Origin of the sequence: Micromonospora tarensis (assembly GCF_016803395.1) — a bacterium.
GTDB classification, from domain to species: Bacteria; Actinomycetota; Actinomycetes; order Mycobacteriales; family Micromonosporaceae; genus Micromonospora; species Micromonospora tarensis.
Map to the genome: position 1 here is coordinate 1 of NZ_JAEVHL010000157.1, position 15,732 is coordinate 15,732.

General features: G+C 72.3%; 16 protein-coding genes and 1 pseudogene. 8 read left to right on the plus strand and 9 right to left on the minus strand.

Annotated features, from left to right (window positions below):
- The 4 genes and pseudogenes from JM949_RS24435 to JM949_RS24450 all read right to left on the minus strand — a co-directional run.
- Positions 1–469, minus strand: a pseudogene (locus JM949_RS24435) (hypothetical protein); the annotation flags it as partial.
- A gap of 108 nt (positions 470–577) precedes the next feature.
- A complete protein-coding gene (locus tag JM949_RS24440) occupies positions 578–1,582 on the minus strand; it encodes a glycine betaine ABC transporter substrate-binding protein (protein WP_203150645.1) in 1,005 nt (334 codons plus the stop codon).
- A 203-nt stretch (positions 1,583–1,785) separates the two neighbouring features.
- Positions 1,786–2,526: an ABC transporter permease gene (locus JM949_RS24445; protein ID WP_203150646.1), complete on the minus strand. Its 741-nt coding sequence runs from the start codon at positions 2,524–2,526 to the stop codon at positions 1,786–1,788.
- Positions 2,523–3,209 carry an ABC transporter permease gene (locus JM949_RS24450; protein ID WP_203150647.1) on the minus strand — a complete coding sequence of 229 codons (687 nt, stop codon included), beginning with the start codon at positions 3,207–3,209 and terminating at the stop codon, positions 2,523–2,525. Before JM949_RS24450 ends, JM949_RS24445 begins: the two co-directional genes overlap by 4 nt.
- Before the next feature lie 2 nt (positions 3,210–3,211).
- On the opposite strand from JM949_RS24450, the gene JM949_RS24455 reads away from it, so the two are divergent.
- Positions 3,212–4,216 carry an ABC transporter ATP-binding protein gene (locus JM949_RS24455; protein WP_407664814.1) on the plus strand — a complete coding sequence of 335 codons (1,005 nt, stop codon included), beginning with the start codon at positions 3,212–3,214 and terminating at the stop codon, positions 4,214–4,216.
- 27 nt (positions 4,217–4,243) lie between these two features.
- Here JM949_RS24455 and JM949_RS24460 read toward each other — a convergent pair whose 3' ends face one another.
- The 3 genes from JM949_RS24460 to JM949_RS24470 all read right to left on the minus strand — a co-directional run bounded on the left by JM949_RS24460 (position 4,244) and on the right by JM949_RS24470 (position 6,707).
- Entirely contained in the window at positions 4,244–4,675 is a 432-nt protein-coding gene (locus JM949_RS24460; RefSeq protein WP_309232308.1) for a hypothetical protein, read from the minus strand.
- 125 nt (positions 4,676–4,800) lie between these two features.
- Positions 4,801–5,109: a hypothetical protein gene (locus JM949_RS24465; RefSeq protein ID WP_203150649.1), complete on the minus strand. Its 309-nt coding sequence runs from the start codon at positions 5,107–5,109 to the stop codon at positions 4,801–4,803.
- Between the two features lie 53 nt (positions 5,110–5,162).
- The gene (locus tag JM949_RS24470) at positions 5,163–6,707 is read right to left on the minus strand and encodes a DUF4397 domain-containing protein (protein ID WP_203150650.1); all 1,545 of its coding nucleotides are present in this window, start codon (positions 6,705–6,707) and stop codon (positions 5,163–5,165) included.
- Between the two features lie 236 nt (positions 6,708–6,943).
- On the opposite strand from JM949_RS24470, the gene JM949_RS24475 reads away from it, so the two are divergent.
- Positions 6,944–8,659: a glycosyltransferase 87 family protein gene (locus JM949_RS24475; protein ID WP_203150651.1), complete on the plus strand. Its 1,716-nt coding sequence runs from the start codon at positions 6,944–6,946 to the stop codon at positions 8,657–8,659.
- Here the strand turns inward: JM949_RS24475 and JM949_RS24480 are convergent.
- Positions 8,572–9,246, minus strand: coding sequence for an NADPH-dependent F420 reductase (locus JM949_RS24480; protein WP_203150652.1), 675 nt, complete (start codon positions 9,244–9,246; stop codon positions 8,572–8,574). The two genes, JM949_RS24475 and JM949_RS24480, sit on opposite strands and share 88 nt — an antisense overlap.
- Before the next feature lie 97 nt (positions 9,247–9,343).
- Between JM949_RS24480 and JM949_RS24485 the strand changes: the two genes are divergently transcribed.
- Entirely contained in the window at positions 9,344–9,949 is a 606-nt protein-coding gene (locus JM949_RS24485) for a hypothetical protein (RefSeq protein ID WP_203150653.1), read from the plus strand.
- Positions 9,937–10,209, plus strand: coding sequence for a GNAT family N-acetyltransferase (locus JM949_RS24490; protein ID WP_309232309.1), 273 nt, complete (start codon positions 9,937–9,939; stop codon positions 10,207–10,209). The genes JM949_RS24485 and JM949_RS24490 overlap by 13 nt, the downstream gene beginning before the upstream one ends.
- A gap of 51 nt (positions 10,210–10,260) precedes the next feature.
- Here the strand turns inward: JM949_RS24490 and JM949_RS24495 are convergent, their stop codons facing one another.
- Positions 10,261–10,749, minus strand: a complete 489-nt coding sequence (locus JM949_RS24495; RefSeq protein WP_203150655.1) for a glutathione peroxidase — start codon at positions 10,747–10,749, stop codon at positions 10,261–10,263.
- A gap of 165 nt (positions 10,750–10,914) precedes the next feature.
- On the opposite strand from JM949_RS24495, the gene JM949_RS24500 reads away from it, so the two are divergent.
- From JM949_RS24500 to JM949_RS24515, 4 genes are all read left to right on the plus strand, one after another.
- Positions 10,915–12,525: a glycosyl hydrolase family 18 protein gene (locus JM949_RS24500; protein WP_203150656.1), complete on the plus strand. Its 1,611-nt coding sequence runs from the start codon at positions 10,915–10,917 to the stop codon at positions 12,523–12,525.
- Positions 12,526–12,703: 178 nt separating this feature from the next.
- Complete coding sequence (locus JM949_RS24505; protein WP_203150657.1) at positions 12,704–13,219, plus strand: hypothetical protein; 516 nt, start codon at positions 12,704–12,706, stop codon at positions 13,217–13,219.
- Between the two features lie 87 nt (positions 13,220–13,306).
- Positions 13,307–14,713, plus strand: a complete 1,407-nt coding sequence (locus tag JM949_RS24510; RefSeq protein ID WP_203150658.1) for a class II 3-deoxy-7-phosphoheptulonate synthase — start codon at positions 13,307–13,309, stop codon at positions 14,711–14,713.
- A 46-nt stretch (positions 14,714–14,759) separates the two neighbouring features.
- On the plus strand, positions 14,760–15,732 hold a 973-nt coding region (locus tag JM949_RS24515), incomplete at its 3' end, for a threonine aldolase family protein (RefSeq protein ID WP_238433804.1).

Consider the following 15,732-nt stretch of genomic DNA (forward strand, 5'->3'; position numbering starts at 1 on the left):
GCGGGCCACCGGCGCGTCGTCCACCGGCGGCCTCGGCCGGCACCCTCGCCCGGCCGGCACCCGGTGGCTCGACGGCGGCGGCACCGGCGAGGGCTGCACTGCTGGCGTCGAGTCGACGTTTCAGCGCGGCAATACCCTCCTGGGCCCGTTGCGCCTGGTCGAGCGCCTGGTTGCCGCGCTGGGCGGCAGCCACGATCTCGCTGCGCAGCTCCCGGCGGAGCCCTTCGATCTCGTCCAGCAGCTCGTCGGTCCGCGCCGAGTCGCCCGCCCCGTCCGGTCGCAACGCGATGGAGAGGCCGATCAACACCACCGCGACGATGGCGAGCACCGCGGCGAAGCGCAGCGGGCCGTTGCCGTCGGCGACCAGCAGGATCAGCGCCGCCACCGGGGCGAGTCCCACGCCCGCCCAGAAGAGCATGGTCAGCAGCGGTGGTTGACGCCGGACGTCAGAGGTGACCGGGGCTGGCATGGCTGTGCAGCCTACCGAGGATGGGCAGCGGAGGGAACGGGTCCCCGGACGCGCGGACGCCCCCGCCCGGACCGGGCGGGGGCGTCCTCAGCACGCTCGTGGGGAGGTTCAGCTGGTGGCGAAGGCGCCGTCCGAGGAGAAGATCAGGCCCACGCTGATCGAACCGTCGCGCAGACCGCTCTTGGTCAGCGGTCCGCCCTGGTCCAGGGAGGAGAACTTGCCCACCGACAGCCCGTACGTCTTCTCCAGACCCGGCTTGCAGAACGGGCGCTGCTCGCACTCCGGCGGGCCGCCCAGCACTGTCGCGCTGCCGGAGCACTTCGCGGCCAACTCGGAGAGGGTGCGAACGCCGTACTTGTCGGCGAAGGCCTGGGTGACCGCGAAGGCGTTCTGGTCCTGGGCCGCCGCCGGGGCACCGAAGGTGATGCCGACCTTGTCGCCCTCGGGCTTGAGCGCGGACACCGTCGTGTTGATGTCGGGCGACGAGACCGGCTGGGCGTTCTGACCGTTGGCCTTGGTGTTGAGGAACTCGGCCATGGTCGCCGCGTACTCCGGGACGACCTGGATCTCGCCCTTCTCCAGGGCGGGCTCGTAGAGCTCCCGGTTGCCAATCTGCTGCACCTTGACCTGGTAGCCGGCGGCGGTGAGCGCGATCCGGTACAGCTCGCCCAGGATCTGGCTCTCGGCGAAGTTGCCGGCGCCCACAGTGATGTCGCCGCCCGACCCCCTGGCGATGCCCGCGGTGAGGTTGTTGGCGGTCGCGAACTCCTCCGCCGCCACCTTGGGGGTCTTGCGCTCGTCGTTGACGGCCTTGTTGAGCTGGATCAACTTCGGAGTGTCCAGCGCGGCGGAGACCTTGTCCAGCGCGGCGATCAGCTGCGGGTTGGCCGCCTTGCTGTTGACAGCGGGGATGACGTTGTCCGAGTTCTGCAGCTTCTTGTCGTCCTGCAACGCGATGAGCTGCTGCCCGGCGACCGGTGCGCAGCCGGCGCCGGAGGCGTTCGGCTTGGGTGCGTCGGTGCCGGACGAACCGGCGTCACCACAACCGGTGAGGAGTGCCGCTCCGGCGATGGCGCTTACCGCCCCGATCGCCAGACGTGTACGTGCGCGCATGTGCCGCCCGCCTTCCGTGTCCCGGCGCGACCCGTCCCGGGCCGGCCGCGTGTCCGACGGGCGATCCTGACTGTCGGCCACCCGCGAATATCCACCCAACATGCTCCGCAACCGACCGACAACCTGAGGTGGACTTCGTCACCGCATCGTCACCGACCGGACCGGCGTGGGTCGCCAGGTCGACGCCGGCTCACCCGGACGGGTCAGGCGTTTCCGGTGGCGTCGGCCGGCCGGGGCCGACCCAGCCGCTGCCGTCCGCGCCGCAGCGGTCGGGGGGTGACCAGTCGCTCGACGCCGCCGAGGACCACCTCGGCCAGCAGCGCGAGCCCGGCCACCAGCACACCGCCGGCGACGATCTGGCCGCCGCCGGCCGCGATACCCAGACCGAACCCGGTCCGGATGATCTGTCCAAGGCCACCGCCGTTGACGAACGAGGCCAGCGCCGCGGTGGCGATCACCTGGACCGCCGCGGTCCGGAACCCGGCGGCGAGATACGGCACCGCGAGCGGCAACTCCACCCGGCGCAGCAGCTGGCCACCGGAGAGACCCATGCCACGGGCCGCCTCGCGGGCCTCCGGGTCCACCTGCCGCACCCCGGTGTACGCGTTGGCCAGCAACGGTGGGACGGCGAAGACGGCCAGCGCCACCACGACCGGCGTCTTCCCGAACCCGCTGGCGAACACCACCGGCAGGATGGTCAGCAGCGCCAGGGTGGGGATGGCCAGGGTGGCGTTGGACACCAGCACCACCACGCCGCCACCCCTGCCGACGTGCCCCAGCCAGAGGCCGAGCGGCCAGGCCACCAGGCAGCCGAGCGCCACCGCCAGGGCGGAGATGGTCAGGTGCTCGCCGAGCCGGTCCAGCATGCCGCCGGGGTTGGTCCAGTTCAGTGGGTCGTTGATCCAGACGATGGCCTGGCCGACCGGGTTCGCCGCGACGGTCACCGTGCCCTCCCGGTGGACCACGGGGTCACCAGCCGGGCGACCAGGATGAGCAGCAGGTCGAGCACGACCGCGAGCGCCACGCAGAGCAGGGTGGCGGTCATGATCTCGGCCTTGTAGAGATTGTTCTGGAACCCCGCGAAGATCAACTGCCCGAGGCCGCCATGCCCGACCAGCACCCCGACCGTGACCAACGCCACAGTCGAGACGGTCGCCAGTCGCACGCCGGTCACGACGCCGGGCAGCGCCAGCGGCAGGTCGATCCGGAACAGTCGACCCCACCTGCCGTAACCCATGCCCTCGGCGGCCTCGCGAACCTCCGGGGGCACCTGGTTGAGGCCAGCCACCACGTTGCGCACGATCAGCAGCAGCGCATAGAGGACCAATCCGACCAGCACCGTGGTCGTTCCGGTGCCCAGGTAGGGCGCGATGAACGCGAAGAGCGCCAGCGACGGGATGGTGTAGACCACCCCGCTGACGGCGAGGATCGGACCGGCGAGCGGGCGGACCCAGTACGCCAGCACCGACAGCGGCACCGCGATCAACACCGCGATCAACACCGCCCGCCCGGTGAGGGAGGCGTGTTCCCGCACCGCGGCCAGGATCGTGTCAGAGTTGTCCCGCACGTACTGCCAGGAGAACCAGGGGTTACCCGGGTCGGCCCGGTAGCTCAGGCGGAAGGACATACGTGGACGTTACCCCGGAGGCTACCGACGTGGCCCGATCCCCTCGTGCGGCGTCGATCTCGCTACAGGGCATCCATAAGCGCTATCCGAACGGCACCGAAGCCGTCCGGGAGCTGAGCCTGGACGTCCGTGCCGGCGAGTTGGTGGTGCTGATCGGCCCGTCCGGCTGCGGCAAGTCGACAGTGCTGCGCATGATCAACCGTCTGATCGAACCGACCGGCGGCCGGATCACCCTCGGCGACGAGGACGTCACCGACGTCGACCCGGTGTCGCTGCGCCGCCGAATCGGCTACGTGATCCAGAATGTCGGCCTCTTTCCACACCAGACGGTCCGGGCCAACGTGGCCACCGTGCCGGGTCTGCTCCGCTGGCCCAAGAGCCAGACCCGGGCCCGGGTCGACGAGCTGCTCGACCTGGTCGGGCTGGAGCCGGCCGAGTTCGGCGGTCGCTACCCGCACGAGCTGTCGGGCGGCCAGCGGCAGCGGGTCGGCGTGGCCCGCGCACTCGCCGCCGACCCGGTGGTGCTGCTGATGGACGAGCCGTTCTCGGCCGTCGACCCGATCGTCCGGGCCCGGCTCCAGGAGGAGTTCCTCCGCCTCCAGGCCGAGGTCCGCAAGACGATCGTGCTGGTCACCCACGACCTCGACGAGGCCGTCCGGCTCGGCGACCGGATCGCGGTGCTCTCCGAGGGCGGGCACCTGGAGCAGTACGACACGCCGGCCGCGTTGCTCGGCGCGCCCGCCACCCCGTTCGTCCGCGAGTTCGTCGGCGCCGACCGGGGCATCCGCCGGTTGGCGGTCACCCCACTCGACCGGGGGTCGCTCGAGCCGGTGCCCGGCGACGCCGCGGCGGACCTGCCCACCGTCGCACTCGACGGCTCCGCGTACGACGCGCTGGCGGTGCTGCTCACCTCCGGGCGGGACCAGCTCGTGGTGACCGACTCGGGCCGACCGGTGGGCACGCTCACCCGACAGCGCCTGCTCGACCTCGGCCGCCCGACGAGTTGACCCGTTCAGGGTTGGTCGACCCTCGGGTCAGGCGCGGCCGCCGAGGCTGGCGGTGCCGATGATCCACCCGGTGAGGAAGCCGTAACCGGCGCCGGTGCTGGCGTCCTGTAGAGCGCCCAGCAGGGACGGGGTCGGGCCGAGCAGCGCCGCGAGCACGGCGGCGAGCCCGGCGGCCAGCACGTACGCGGCCCAGCCGGAGAAGAACTGACTGACCGAGCCGGGCACCCGGGCCACCTGGGCGGCGGGCAACAGGTAGAGCAGACCCACCGCGAAGACCACCACCAGCACGGCCCGCAGGTCGGCGGCGAACAACCCGCCGGCCTGCCCGTCCGCGTCGAGCCGCCAGGCCGGCCAGGCGAGCAGGCGCACGTAGAACGCGGCGGCGGACTCCGGGTCGGTCTGCGTGCCGGCCCAGCCGGTGAACGCCGGGCTGCCAGCGATGCCGACCAGCAGCAACACGGCGAGCGCGCCGGTGCCGGCCGCCGTGCCGTAACGGCCGACCGGGCCGGAACGGTGCAGGAGCGACGAGATACGCCCAGACCCCGAACCGGTCGCTCGGACGGACCTGGACTGCCCCGAGCGGCTCAGTGCTTCATCAGGTAGTCGATGAAGGCCGCCCGCAGCAGCGGCGCCGCCTCCTCATACCCGTGACCGGTCAGCTCGCGCCACAGCGCGTTGGCCTCGTCGATGGTCGGGCCGATCGAGTTCGGCGCGCCGTCCAGCACCGTGGCCTCGTCCGCGTTCGGCAGGTGGCGCAGCACCGACCAGTAGAACCCCACGTCGCGCCGCTCCCGGGCGAGGGCGAACGCCCGCTCCCGCAGCTCCTCGGTGGACAGCGCGTCAAGCTCCTCGAACGAGGCTCCGCCGGGGGTGGCGGCAGGTGTGTCGGTCATGTCGCCGAGCCTAACGGTCGAGATCAGCTCCGGCTCGGCGGACGCGACGCGGCTCACCGTTCGTCGCTGTCCCACCGGCGCGGGCTGTCCTCCCACCGCTGGTCCCGCCACGGGTCGACCGGTTGGGGTGCGGCCTGCGTCGGCAGCGCGGGAGGCCAGTTGTCGGCCGGTTGCGGCTGCGGCGTGGTCCAACCCGAGCTGATCGTGCCGTCGCTGACCGGCTCGGGCCGGTCGGCGCTGCTACCCGCGCGGGGCCGCCCGAACGTCTCGACCAGCCGGGTGACCAGCAGACCGACGCCGAGCGCTGCCCCGCCGACCGCCCAGTTGCTCAACGTCCAGCCCCGCTCCGGCGCGTACACCTGGAAGACGGCGACCAGGCTGACCGCCAGCACGGTGCCGCACACACCGCCCCGACGCCCGTACGCGCTGGTCCCGGCGAGCAGGGCCACGCCGATCGCCAGCACCGTCCAGTCCAACCCCGAGGTGGGCGCCACCGGCCCGGGATCGTTGGCGGCGAGCAGCACGCCGGCCAGCGTGGCGAGCACCGTGGAGACGACAAGCGCGACGGCGGTGACCACCGCGGCCACCGCACCCCGGCGAAGGGCCGGATCGGCCACCGGCCGGTAGCGGCCGACCAGCCGACGGATCGCCCGGATCGCACCGAACAACCCACCGAGGACGGCCACCGCGGCGAAGCCGGCGAAGAGGTATCCGGCACTGCGCCCGGGGTCGTAGCCGCCCTGCACCAGCACGGGCGCGGACCGGCGTTCGATGAACACCACCACCCCGGCCGCGCCGGCCAGACCGCCGGTGATCACTGGGTACCGGCCGAGCCCGCCCCCGGCGGTGCCACCGGCGCCGGTGTCCACCCCACCGGCCGGGACGACGGTGCCACCCTCGGCGTCGCGGCGCAGTTCGGCGGTGAGCCCGCCCTGCTTCGCGTCGAGCACCAACAGGGAGTAGACCGCGCCGCCGGTGAGCCGCACCTCCGCGTCGGTGCTCGGCCCGCCGGCACCCGTCAGCCGCAGCCGCCAATTGCCCGGCTCGACCTGCTGGTACTCGGTGGTGGTGGCGAACTGCACCCCGTCGGCGATCATCGGACCGTCGGCGGCGGCCACGTCCAGCACCGGGGTCCGCACGGATGCCTGCACGACCCGCACCTTGGCGCGGCCGTCGGTGGGGGCGCTGAGATCGTCGTTGAGCACCCGCAGGCCCAGGTCGGCGTGCCGGCCGACCCCGGCCACCGTGTAGGCGCTGCCGCTGGTCACGGCGACCTCGGTGGTGAGCACCGGAGGATCGCTGGCGGGCGCGCCGGCCTCGCGCATCGCCACCGCGTACCGGCCCGGTGGCAGCTTCAGGTAGTCGGAGACCACGCCGTAGCCGACGCCGGGAAAGACCTGCGGCTGCGGGGCGTCCGGCGCGGCCAGGTAGACGTCCACCGCCGGGGTGTCGGGGGAGAGGTGCGCGAGCCGGACGTAGCCGACGGTGTCCGCGGCGCTGGCCGGTGCGGGCGTGCCGGCGGCGGTGAGTGCGGTGCTGAGCAGGAGCGCGCCGGTGCCGGCCAGCAGCCGGCGGGGCACGGTACGGAGCGTGTGCATGTCGCCTCCGGGGGCACGTTCGGTGAGCGGGCTGCAACCCAGAGAGAAAGGGTCCCGTGTACGGGACTACGACGCAAGTTGCCACGTCGATGTTTCTTGCCATGGCGCGCCGTCGGGGGTGCCCCTGTCCCCGCCGCCACCCCGCAGGTTGCCGGTGACACCTGGGCCCGCCGAAGTGCCGTCGGAGAGCGAGGCAGGGGCCGACGGGAGCGGCTGTGCTCGCCTATCCTCGGGCGATGCGGGATCGCCGGGTGGCGCTGGCGTGGACGGCCTTCGTCGTCGTCGCGCTGGTGTCCTGTGTGCTCGTCCTGAACCGCCCGGACCGCCTCTCCGACCTGCACATCTACTACGGGGCGCTGACCGACCTGCACGCTGGCCGGCCGCTGTACGGGTACGTGGCGGCGAATGGCGGGCCGTTCACCTATCCGCCGTTCGCCGCACTGGTGCTGGGCCCGATCACGGCCGTGAGTGAGGGCGTACTGCGGGGGATCTGGCTGGTGGCGACGTGCCTGGCGGTCGTCGCCGTCGCCGGGGCGGTAGGTGCCGCGCTGACCACCCGGCAGTCCCGGCGACCGCTCGTGGTGGCGGTGGCGGCCACGGTGCTGATGCTCTCCGCGCCGGTGCAGAGCAATCTGCGCTTCGGCCAGGTCAGCATCTTCATCGTGCTGATGGCCCTGGTAGACGGGATGGGCCTGGTGCCGCCCCGGCTGCGCGGGATGTTGGTCGGGATCGCCTCGGCGATCAAACTGACCCCGTTGCTGTTCGTGGTCTACTTCCTCGCCACGGGCCGTTATCGCGACGCCGGCCGGGCGGCGGGGACGTTCCTGGCCTGCGCGGGGCTCGGCGCGGTAGTGCTGCCCACCGAGAGCTGGACGTACTGGACCGAGGCCGTCCGGCAGACCTCGCGGATCGGCAATCTGGCCTCGCTGGGCAACCAGTCGCTGCACGGGATGTTGCTGCGGGTCGGCGTCGACGAGCCGACGCTGCCCCTGCTCTGGGCGGGCCTGGTGGCGCTGATCTGCGCGGTGGCGCTGCTGCGGGCCCGCCAGTTGACGGGGCAGGGCCGGCCCGGGCACGCCGCGGTGCTCGTCGGCTGCGCCACCGTGGCCGCTTCGCCGGTGTCCTGGACCCACCACCAGGTATGGCCGGTGCTCGCCGCGATGCTGCTGATCGGGGCGTCCGGCATCGCCCAGCGGGCCGCCGGCGTGGCGCTGCTCGCGGCCACGGTGGTCTCGTTGGGCGCGGTCCTCGGCCCGATCTCGACCCGACCCGGCGTGCAGTTCCTGTTCGAGAACGCCCGCGCCGTCGGCGTGTGCCTGCTGTGCCTGGTCGGCTTCGGCGGTGCCGCCGTCGCCGCCCAGCGGGCGAGCGGACGACCAAACGGCGGGCGTGCCTGGCTGCGGGTGGGCGTCACGGCAACGGTGGCGGTCGCGTTCTTCGCCGTGCAGCCGCTGCCGGCGGGTGCCGACCCGACCTTCAAGGCGTACACCCTCGACGACGTGGTCAACCCCCGGTACTTCTTCGTCTGCCGGGGGCCCGCCGACTGCGCCGGGTACGCCACCGACGCGCCGGTCACCTTCGACACCCGTGCCGAGAAGACCAAGGTCCGGGTCAACGGCGTGGTCTCCGCGCAGGTGACCGCCTGGCGTACTACTCCGCCCCGGGCGGGGCGCCCCGGATCATCCCGCTGCTCGCCGCCTACCCGGGCATCCGGACGTTCTCGTTCCGGGCGGCGACCATGGCTCAGGGGCGACTTGTCGCGTACGCCGCCGACGGCCAGCCGATCGCCAGCTACGACGACGAACTCGCCGCCGCCCTCCGCGCTACCGCCCGGTAGGCGGTCGCCGGAGGGCGGCGGCGGTGCTCAGCGGGTGGCGGCGGCCAGGGCGGCGCGCAACTTCTCGACACCGCACGGTGCCGGGTGTTCCCAGTCGGTAGGCGAGGCCGAGTAGAGCGTGCCGTACGCCGGGGTGTCCGGCTGGTAGCGCCACCCCTCGGCCAGCGGACCGACGTCGACAGTGTCGTAGCCGATCCGGTCCAGGAACGCTGTCACCTCGGCCTTCGCGGCGGCGTCGTCACCGGCGACGGCGAGCGCGCTGCGGTCGGCGGCGCCGGACGGCCGAGGGAGCGCGGCCAGGCCCTTGAAGTAGATGTTGTTGAAGACCTTGACCACCCGCGCGTCCGGCAGGTGCCGCTGGAGCAACTCGCTGCTGGTGATCTCGCCCGAGTCCAACTCCGGGAACGCCCCGTCGCGCTGCGGGTAGTAGTTGTTGGTGTCGATGACGACCTTGCCGGCCAGCGGCTGCACGGGCACCGCGCGGTACGCCTTGAGCGGCACGCTGACCACCACCAGGTCGCCGACCTGTGCCGCGTCCTGGGCGGTGCCGGCGCTGGCGTGCCCACCCAGCTCGTCGACGAGTTCCTTCAACGTCTCCGGGCCGCGCGAGTTGCTCAGCACCACGTCGTAACCGGCGTCCACCGCCAGCCGGGCCACGGTGCCGCCGATGTTGCCGCTGCCGATCAGTCCCACAGTTGTCATGCTCGTTCCCAACTCCGTCCACCCGCGACGAATTCCCGACCGGGCTGGTGGGTTATCCGGTTGCCGCGCCGCCGGCCGGCTGCGCACACTGCCGGGCATGCGCTGTCTCGTCGAGGATCTCGCGGCCTTCGCCGGCACCGCGGGCGCCTGGTTGCGCCGCGAGCCCGTCCTGCACAACGTACTGCTCACGCTCGTCGCCGACCGGCTCTCCGGTGACGTGCCACTCTCCGGTGACGAGCGGTTCGTGCGGGTGGTCGACGGCGGGGTGACGGTGGGCGCGGCGGTGTGGACGCCGCCGCGCGGGCCGCTGCTCGGCGCGGTGCCGGTGGCGGCCGCGCGATCGCTGGCCGAGCACTTCGTCCGGGCGGCGCCGCCGCTGGTCGAGGTGCACGGCCCGGTCCCGGCCGTGGTGGAGTTCGCGCGGTGGTACGCCGATCGCGCCGGACGGCTGGCCGTACCCGGAACGGCGCAGCGGATCTTCCAGCTGGACGCGGTCCGGCCGCCGACCCGGGTACCCGGACACGCCCGACCGGCGACCGCGGCGGACCGTGACCTGCTGGTGGCCTGGGCGGCGCGTACGCCGCGGAGGTCACCCCCGACCGGCGGCTGGACCTGTCCGGGCAGGTGGACGCCCGGCTGCCGCACGGGGATCTGCTCTGGATCTGGGAGTGGGCCGGCGCGCCGGTCTCGGTGGCGTGGCTGAGCCGGCCGGTGGCGGGCGTGGTCCGGGTCAGCGGTGTCTACACGCCACCCGAGCGGCGCGGGCGCGGCTTCGCCGGTGGCTGCGTCGCGCACGTCAGCCAGTACGCGCTGAGCGCCGGCGCGACAACCTGCACCCTCTACACCGACCGGGCCAACCCCACCAGCAACCACATCTACCAGGCCGTCGGCTACATCCCCGTCGCCAACGCAGCCCAGTGGCGCTTCCCCCTGGCCCCCCGACCCCCGTCCGCCGAGCGGTGATCAAGAGGTTTGCGGGCCCTGAGCCGACGTGAAGCTCTTGATCACCGGCTGTCAGGCGGGGAGGACCTTGTCGATCGCGGCGCGCAGGTCGTCGGAGTCCGGGGTGACCGTGGGGGCGAAGCGGGCGGCGACAGTGCCGTCCGGGGCCACCAGGAACTTTTCGAAGTTCCACCGGATGTCTCCGGCGTGCCCGTCGGCGTCCGGGGTGTTCACCAGCGCGGTGTAGAGCGGGTGCCGGTTGGGGCCGTTGACGTCGACCTTCTCGGTCAGCGGGAAGGTCACCCCGTAGGTGACCTGGCAGAAGTCGCTGATCTCGGCGGCGCTGCCCGGCTCCTGCCCGGCGAACTGGTTGCAGGGCACGCCGAGCACCACCAGGCCACGGTCGGCGTAGCTGTCGGCGAGCGACTGGAGGCCGGCGTACTGCGGGGTGAGGCCGCAGCGGGAGGCCACGTTGACGACCAGGAGCGCCCTGCCGCGGTAGCGGGCCAGGTCCACCGGGCCGCCGTTGAGGGCGTCGATCGGGATGTCGAAGACGGTCATGGTCCGAGGCTACGTGGCGGCTGTCGGGGCGTCGGGCCGGGGCGCGGGGGCACTCCGTGCACCAGGAGAAATCGAAACATGCGCATCTTGACGAAGTGATGACACCGTGAGTACCGTCTCACCAATCTCTTTTGGAAAGTTTCCTAACAGTTCGGGAGACGCCTCATGAAAAGATCGCTCCGCCGGGCCCTCTGGGCCGGTGCCGTGGTTGCCGTGACCGTCGCAGCGGTGCCGATGACCACCGCGTTCGGCGCCGGCACGGTCACCACCACCTTCACCAAGGCGCAGGACTGGGGGACCGGTCACGAGACGAGGGTGACCGTCACCAACGGCTCCAGCGCCGCCGTCACCACCTGGCGCATCGAGTTCGACCTGCCGTCGGGCACCACGATCAGCAGCTCCTGGGACGCCGACGTGACCAGCAGCGGCAACCACTACGTCGCGGTCAAGAAGAGCTGGGGCGGCCCGATCGCCCCCGGCGCCTCGTTCAGCTGGGGCTACAACGGCACCGGTGCCTACAAGGCGCCGCTGAACTGCACCATCAACGGTGCCGCGTGCGGCGGCGGGACGACCCCGCCGACCACGACTCCGCCGACCACCACGCCACCGACGACGACGCCGCCCACCACCCCTCCGCCGACCACCCCGCCGCCGAACCCGGGTGCCAAGAAGGTGGTCGGCTACTTCGCCGAGTGGGGTGTCTACGGGCGCAACTACCACGTCAAGAACATCCAGACGAGCGGCTCGGCCGCCAAGCTGACCCACATCCTGTACGCCTTCGGCAACACCACCGGCGGCCGCTGCGCCATCGGTGACAGCTACGCCGACTACGAGAAGGCGTACACCGCGGCGGACAGCGTGGACGGCGTCGCCGACACCTGGGACCAGCCGCTGCGCGGCAGCTTCAACCAGCTGCGCAAGCTCAAGCAGCTGAACCCGCACCTCAAGGTGATCTGGTCGTTCGGCGGTTGGACCTGGTCCGGCGGCTTCACCCAGGCCGCGCAGAACCCGGCCGCCTTCGCCGAGAGCTGCTACAACCTGGTCGAGGACCCGCGCTGGGCGGACGTCTTCGACGGCATCGACGTGGACTGGGAGTACCCCAACGCCTGCGGCCTGACCTGTGACAGCAGCGGCCCCAACGCGTTCAAGAACGTGATCGGCGCGCTGCGGTCGAAGTTCGGGTCCAACGCCCTGGTCACCGCCGCGATCACCGCGGACGGCAGCAACGGCGGCAAGATCGACGCTACCGACTACGCCGGCGCGATCGGCAACCTCAACTGGCTGATGCCGATGACCTACGACTACTTCGGCGCGTTCAACGCGCAGGGTCCGACCGCGCCGCACTCGCCGTTGACCTCGTACACCGGCATTCCGCAGCAGGGCTTCAACTCGGACGCGGCGATCCAGAAGCTCAAGAGCAAGGGCGTCCCGGCCAACAAGCTGCTGCTCGGCATCGGCTTCTACGGCCGGGGCTGGACCGGGGTCACCCAGGCCGCCCCGGGCGGCAGCGCCACCGGCGCGGCACCGGGCACCTACGAGGCGGGCATCGAGGACTACAAGGTCCTCAAGAACACCTGCCCGGCCACCGGCACGATCGCCGGCACCGCGTACGCCAAGTGCGGCAGCAACTGGTGGAGCTACGACACCCCGTCGACCATCAACGGCAAGATGACGTACGCGAACAACCAGGGCCTCGGTGGCGCGTTCTTCTGGGAGCTCTCCGGTGACACCAGCAACGGTGAGCTCATCGGCGCCATCAAGGGCGGTCTCGGCTGAGCCGAGCGCCGACGCACCACCCACACGGCGGGAAGGGGCCCGCACCGCCCCTTCCGCCCGTGCCACAGCGGCCCGGTCGACGCCCAGCGTCGGCCGGCGCCGCCGTTGGGATCGGCCCGCCCCATGTGGCAGACTCGCGGCTCGGCACGTCTCGATGGCACCGTCGACGGAGGTGATCATGCGCCCGACCCACCGCAGGCTGGCGGCGACCGCCGCGGGGCTGGTGCTGCTGCCGGTCGCACTGGTCGGCTGCGGGATCGGCGGCGGGGACGCCGAGGAGGAGTCGGCCGCCAAGCCGGCCCGGGTGCCCGCCGATGAGGCCGCCACCCGCTCCCGTGAGCGCGTGCAGGCGTACCTCGACGCGATGACCGCCAAGGACGTGGCCGCCGGCCGCAGCCAGCTCTGCGCCCTGTTGCAGGACGGCTTCGACCTGGGAGCCACCAGCCCCAACGGTGACTTCGCCGATCACTTCCAGGTGCCGGAGGCGGCCATCACCGGCGTCCAGTCCGGTCCGCTCGGGCAGGAGGTCAGCGTCTCGGTCTCGGTCCGCGTCGGCAAACGCACAGTCGTCCGGCCACTGGTGTTCACCGTCACCCGCGACGGCAGCGACTGGTGCATCGCCGGGGAGACGCCGGACGACGCGGCGGTCGCCAGCCCACAGCCGAACGGTCTGGTCCCCTCGCCCGCGTCCTGACCGGCGCCCGGCGGATTGATCTCCCATCTGCCGGAACCGTCCCCCTCGCCGCCCGGGCACCGCGACGGTCGCCGTACGCTTTCCGTCATGCGCCATGAGTGGCACCAGCTGAGCCATCCCGGAGTGGGCAGTCCGGGCCTGCAGACCAGCCGCCCGACCGTCGACTCCGCCGAGGACGCCGCGCTCGGCCTGGACCGCTGGCGGGAGCTGCCCCGCGAGCAGGTCCCGCCGTGGTCCGACCCGGCCGCCGTCGCCGAGGTCTGCAAGGTCCTCGACACCGTGCCCTCGGTCGTCGCGCCCTACGAGGTCGACCAGCTTCGGCAGAAACTCGCCCTGGTCTGCGAGGGCAAGGCGTTCCTGCTCCAGGGTGGTGACTGCGCCGAGACGTTCGCCGACAACACCGAGAGTCACCTGCTGGCCAACGCCCGCACCCTGCTCCAGATGGCGATCGTGCTCACCTATGGCGCGTCGCTGCCGGTGGTCAAGGTCGCTCGGGTCGCCGGCCAGTACACCAAGCCACGCTCGCTGCCCACCGACGCCCGCGGCCTGCCCGCCTACCGCGGCGACATGATCAACTCGTTGGAGGCCGACCCGGCCGCCCGGGTCGCCGACCCACAGCGCATGATCCGCGCGTACGCCAACTCGGCGGCGGCGATGAACATGCTGCGGGCGTACCTCGCCGGTGGGCTCGCCGACCTGCACGCGGTGCACGACTGGAACAAGGGCTTCGTGAAGAACTCCCCGGCGGGGGAGCGCTACGAGGCGATCGCCCGGGAGATCGACCGGGCGCTGGCCTTCATCCGGGCCTGCGGGATGACCGACGACGAGGCGCTGCGCACCGTCACCCTCTACTGCTCCCACGAGGCCCTGGCCCTGGAGTACGACCGGGCCCTCACCCGGGTCTCCGACCGTCGGGCGTACGGGCTCTCCGGGCACTTCCTCTGGGTCGGCGAGCGCACCCGGCAGATCACCGGCGCGCACATCGACTTCATCTCCCGGATCGCCAACCCGATCGGCGTCAAGCTCGGCCCGACCACCTCCCCGGACGAGGCGATCGAGCTGTGCGAGAAGCTCAACCCGGACAACATCCCCGGCCGGCTCACCCTGATCAGCCGGATGGGCAACCACCGGGTGCGCGACGCTCTGCCGCCGATCGTCGCCAAGGTCACCGCCGCCGGCGCGAAGGTGGTCTGGCAGTGCGACCCGATGCACGGCAACACGCACGAGTCGTCAAACGGCTACAAGACCCGGCACTTCGACCGGATCGTCGACGAGGTGCTCGGCTACTTCGAGGTGCACCGGGGGCTGGACACCCACCCCGGTGGCCTGCACGTCGAGTTGACCGGCGAGGACGTCACCGAGTGTCTCGGCGGCGCCCAGGGCATCGAGGATCTCGACCTGCCCGACCGGTACGAAACCGCCTGTGACCCACGACTGAACACCCAGCAGTCGTTGGAACTGGCCTTCCTGGTAGCGGAGATGTTGCGTGGCTGACCTTGTTGACCTGCGATCCGACACGGTGACCCGGCCCACCCCCGGGATGCGGGAGGCGATGGCCACCGCCGAGGTCGGTGACGACGTCTACGGCGAGGACCCGACTGTCAACGCCCTCGAAGCCGAGGTCGCCGCGCTGTTCGGGCACGAGGCGGCGCTGTTCGCCCCGAGTGGCTCGATGGCCAACCAGATCGCCCTGCAACTTCTGGTGCCGCCCGGCGACGAGCTGCTCTGCGACGCCGACGCGCACGTGGTCACGTACGAGATCGGGGCCGCCGCCGCGTACGGCGGCATCTCCTCGCGGACCTGGCCCGCGGTCGGCGCGGACATCGACCCGGAGGTGGTGGCCGGGATGATCCGGCCGGACGGGTACTTCGCCGTCCCCACCCGCGCGATCGCTGTCGAGCAGACCCACAATCGCGGCGGCGGTGGGGTGATCCCGCTGGCCACCCTGCGGGACCTGCGCGCGGTCGCCGACGACGCGGGCCTCGCGCTGCACTGCGACGGCGCCCGGATCTGGCACGCGCACGTCGCCGACCGGGTGCCGCTGATCGAGTACGGCCGGCTCTTCGACACGCTGTCGGTGTGCCTCTCCAAGGGCCTCGGCGCGCCGGTCGGCTCCCTGGTGGTGGGCAGCGCGGAGAAGATCGAACGGGCTCGGATGATCCGCAAGCGGATGGGCGGCGGCATGCGGCAGGCCGGCATCCTCGCCGCGGCCGGCCGGTACGCGCTCGCCCACCACATCGACCGGCTGGCCGACGATCACGCGAAGGCGGCCCGGTTGGCCGAGGCGGTCGCGCCGTTCGGTGTGCTGGCCACCACGGTCCGTACCAACCTGGTCGCGCTGGACCTGACCAAGCACGTCCTGGACGCGCGTGCGCTGGCCGCCGCCGCCCGGGCCGAGGGTGTGCTGATCTCGGTGCTCGGCCCGCGCACCGCCCGCCTGGTCACCCACCTGGGCCTGGACGACGCAGATCTGCACCGCGCCCTCACCGTCCTGCCCCAAATCCTGGCCGCCG

Coding starts and splice junctions, on each gene's coding strand:
- JM949_RS24500 (WP_203150656.1), top strand. CDS start 10,915: ATGAAAAGATCGCTCCGCCGGGCCCTCTGGGCCGGTGCCGTGGTTGCC.
- JM949_RS24470 (WP_203150650.1), bottom strand. CDS start 6,707: ATGCACACGCTCCGTACCGTGCCCCGCCGGCTGCTGGCCGGCACCGGC.
- JM949_RS24450 (WP_203150647.1), bottom strand. CDS start 3,209: ATGTCCTTCCGCCTGAGCTACCGGGCCGACCCGGGTAACCCCTGGTTC.
- JM949_RS24440 (WP_203150645.1), bottom strand. CDS start 1,582: ATGCGCGCACGTACACGTCTGGCGATCGGGGCGGTAAGCGCCATCGCC.
- JM949_RS24480 (WP_203150652.1), bottom strand. CDS start 9,246: ATGACAACTGTGGGACTGATCGGCAGCGGCAACATCGGCGGCACCGTG.
- JM949_RS24465 (WP_203150649.1), bottom strand. CDS start 5,109: ATGACCGACACACCTGCCGCCACCCCCGGCGGAGCCTCGTTCGAGGAG.
- JM949_RS24485 (WP_203150653.1), top strand. CDS start 9,344: ATGCGCTGTCTCGTCGAGGATCTCGCGGCCTTCGCCGGCACCGCGGGC.
- JM949_RS24495 (WP_203150655.1), bottom strand. CDS start 10,749: ATGACCGTCTTCGACATCCCGATCGACGCCCTCAACGGCGGCCCGGTG.
- JM949_RS24475 (WP_203150651.1), top strand. CDS start 6,944: ATGCGGGATCGCCGGGTGGCGCTGGCGTGGACGGCCTTCGTCGTCGTC.
- JM949_RS24505 (WP_203150657.1), top strand. CDS start 12,704: ATGCGCCCGACCCACCGCAGGCTGGCGGCGACCGCCGCGGGGCTGGTG.
- JM949_RS24510 (WP_203150658.1), top strand. CDS start 13,307: ATGCGCCATGAGTGGCACCAGCTGAGCCATCCCGGAGTGGGCAGTCCG.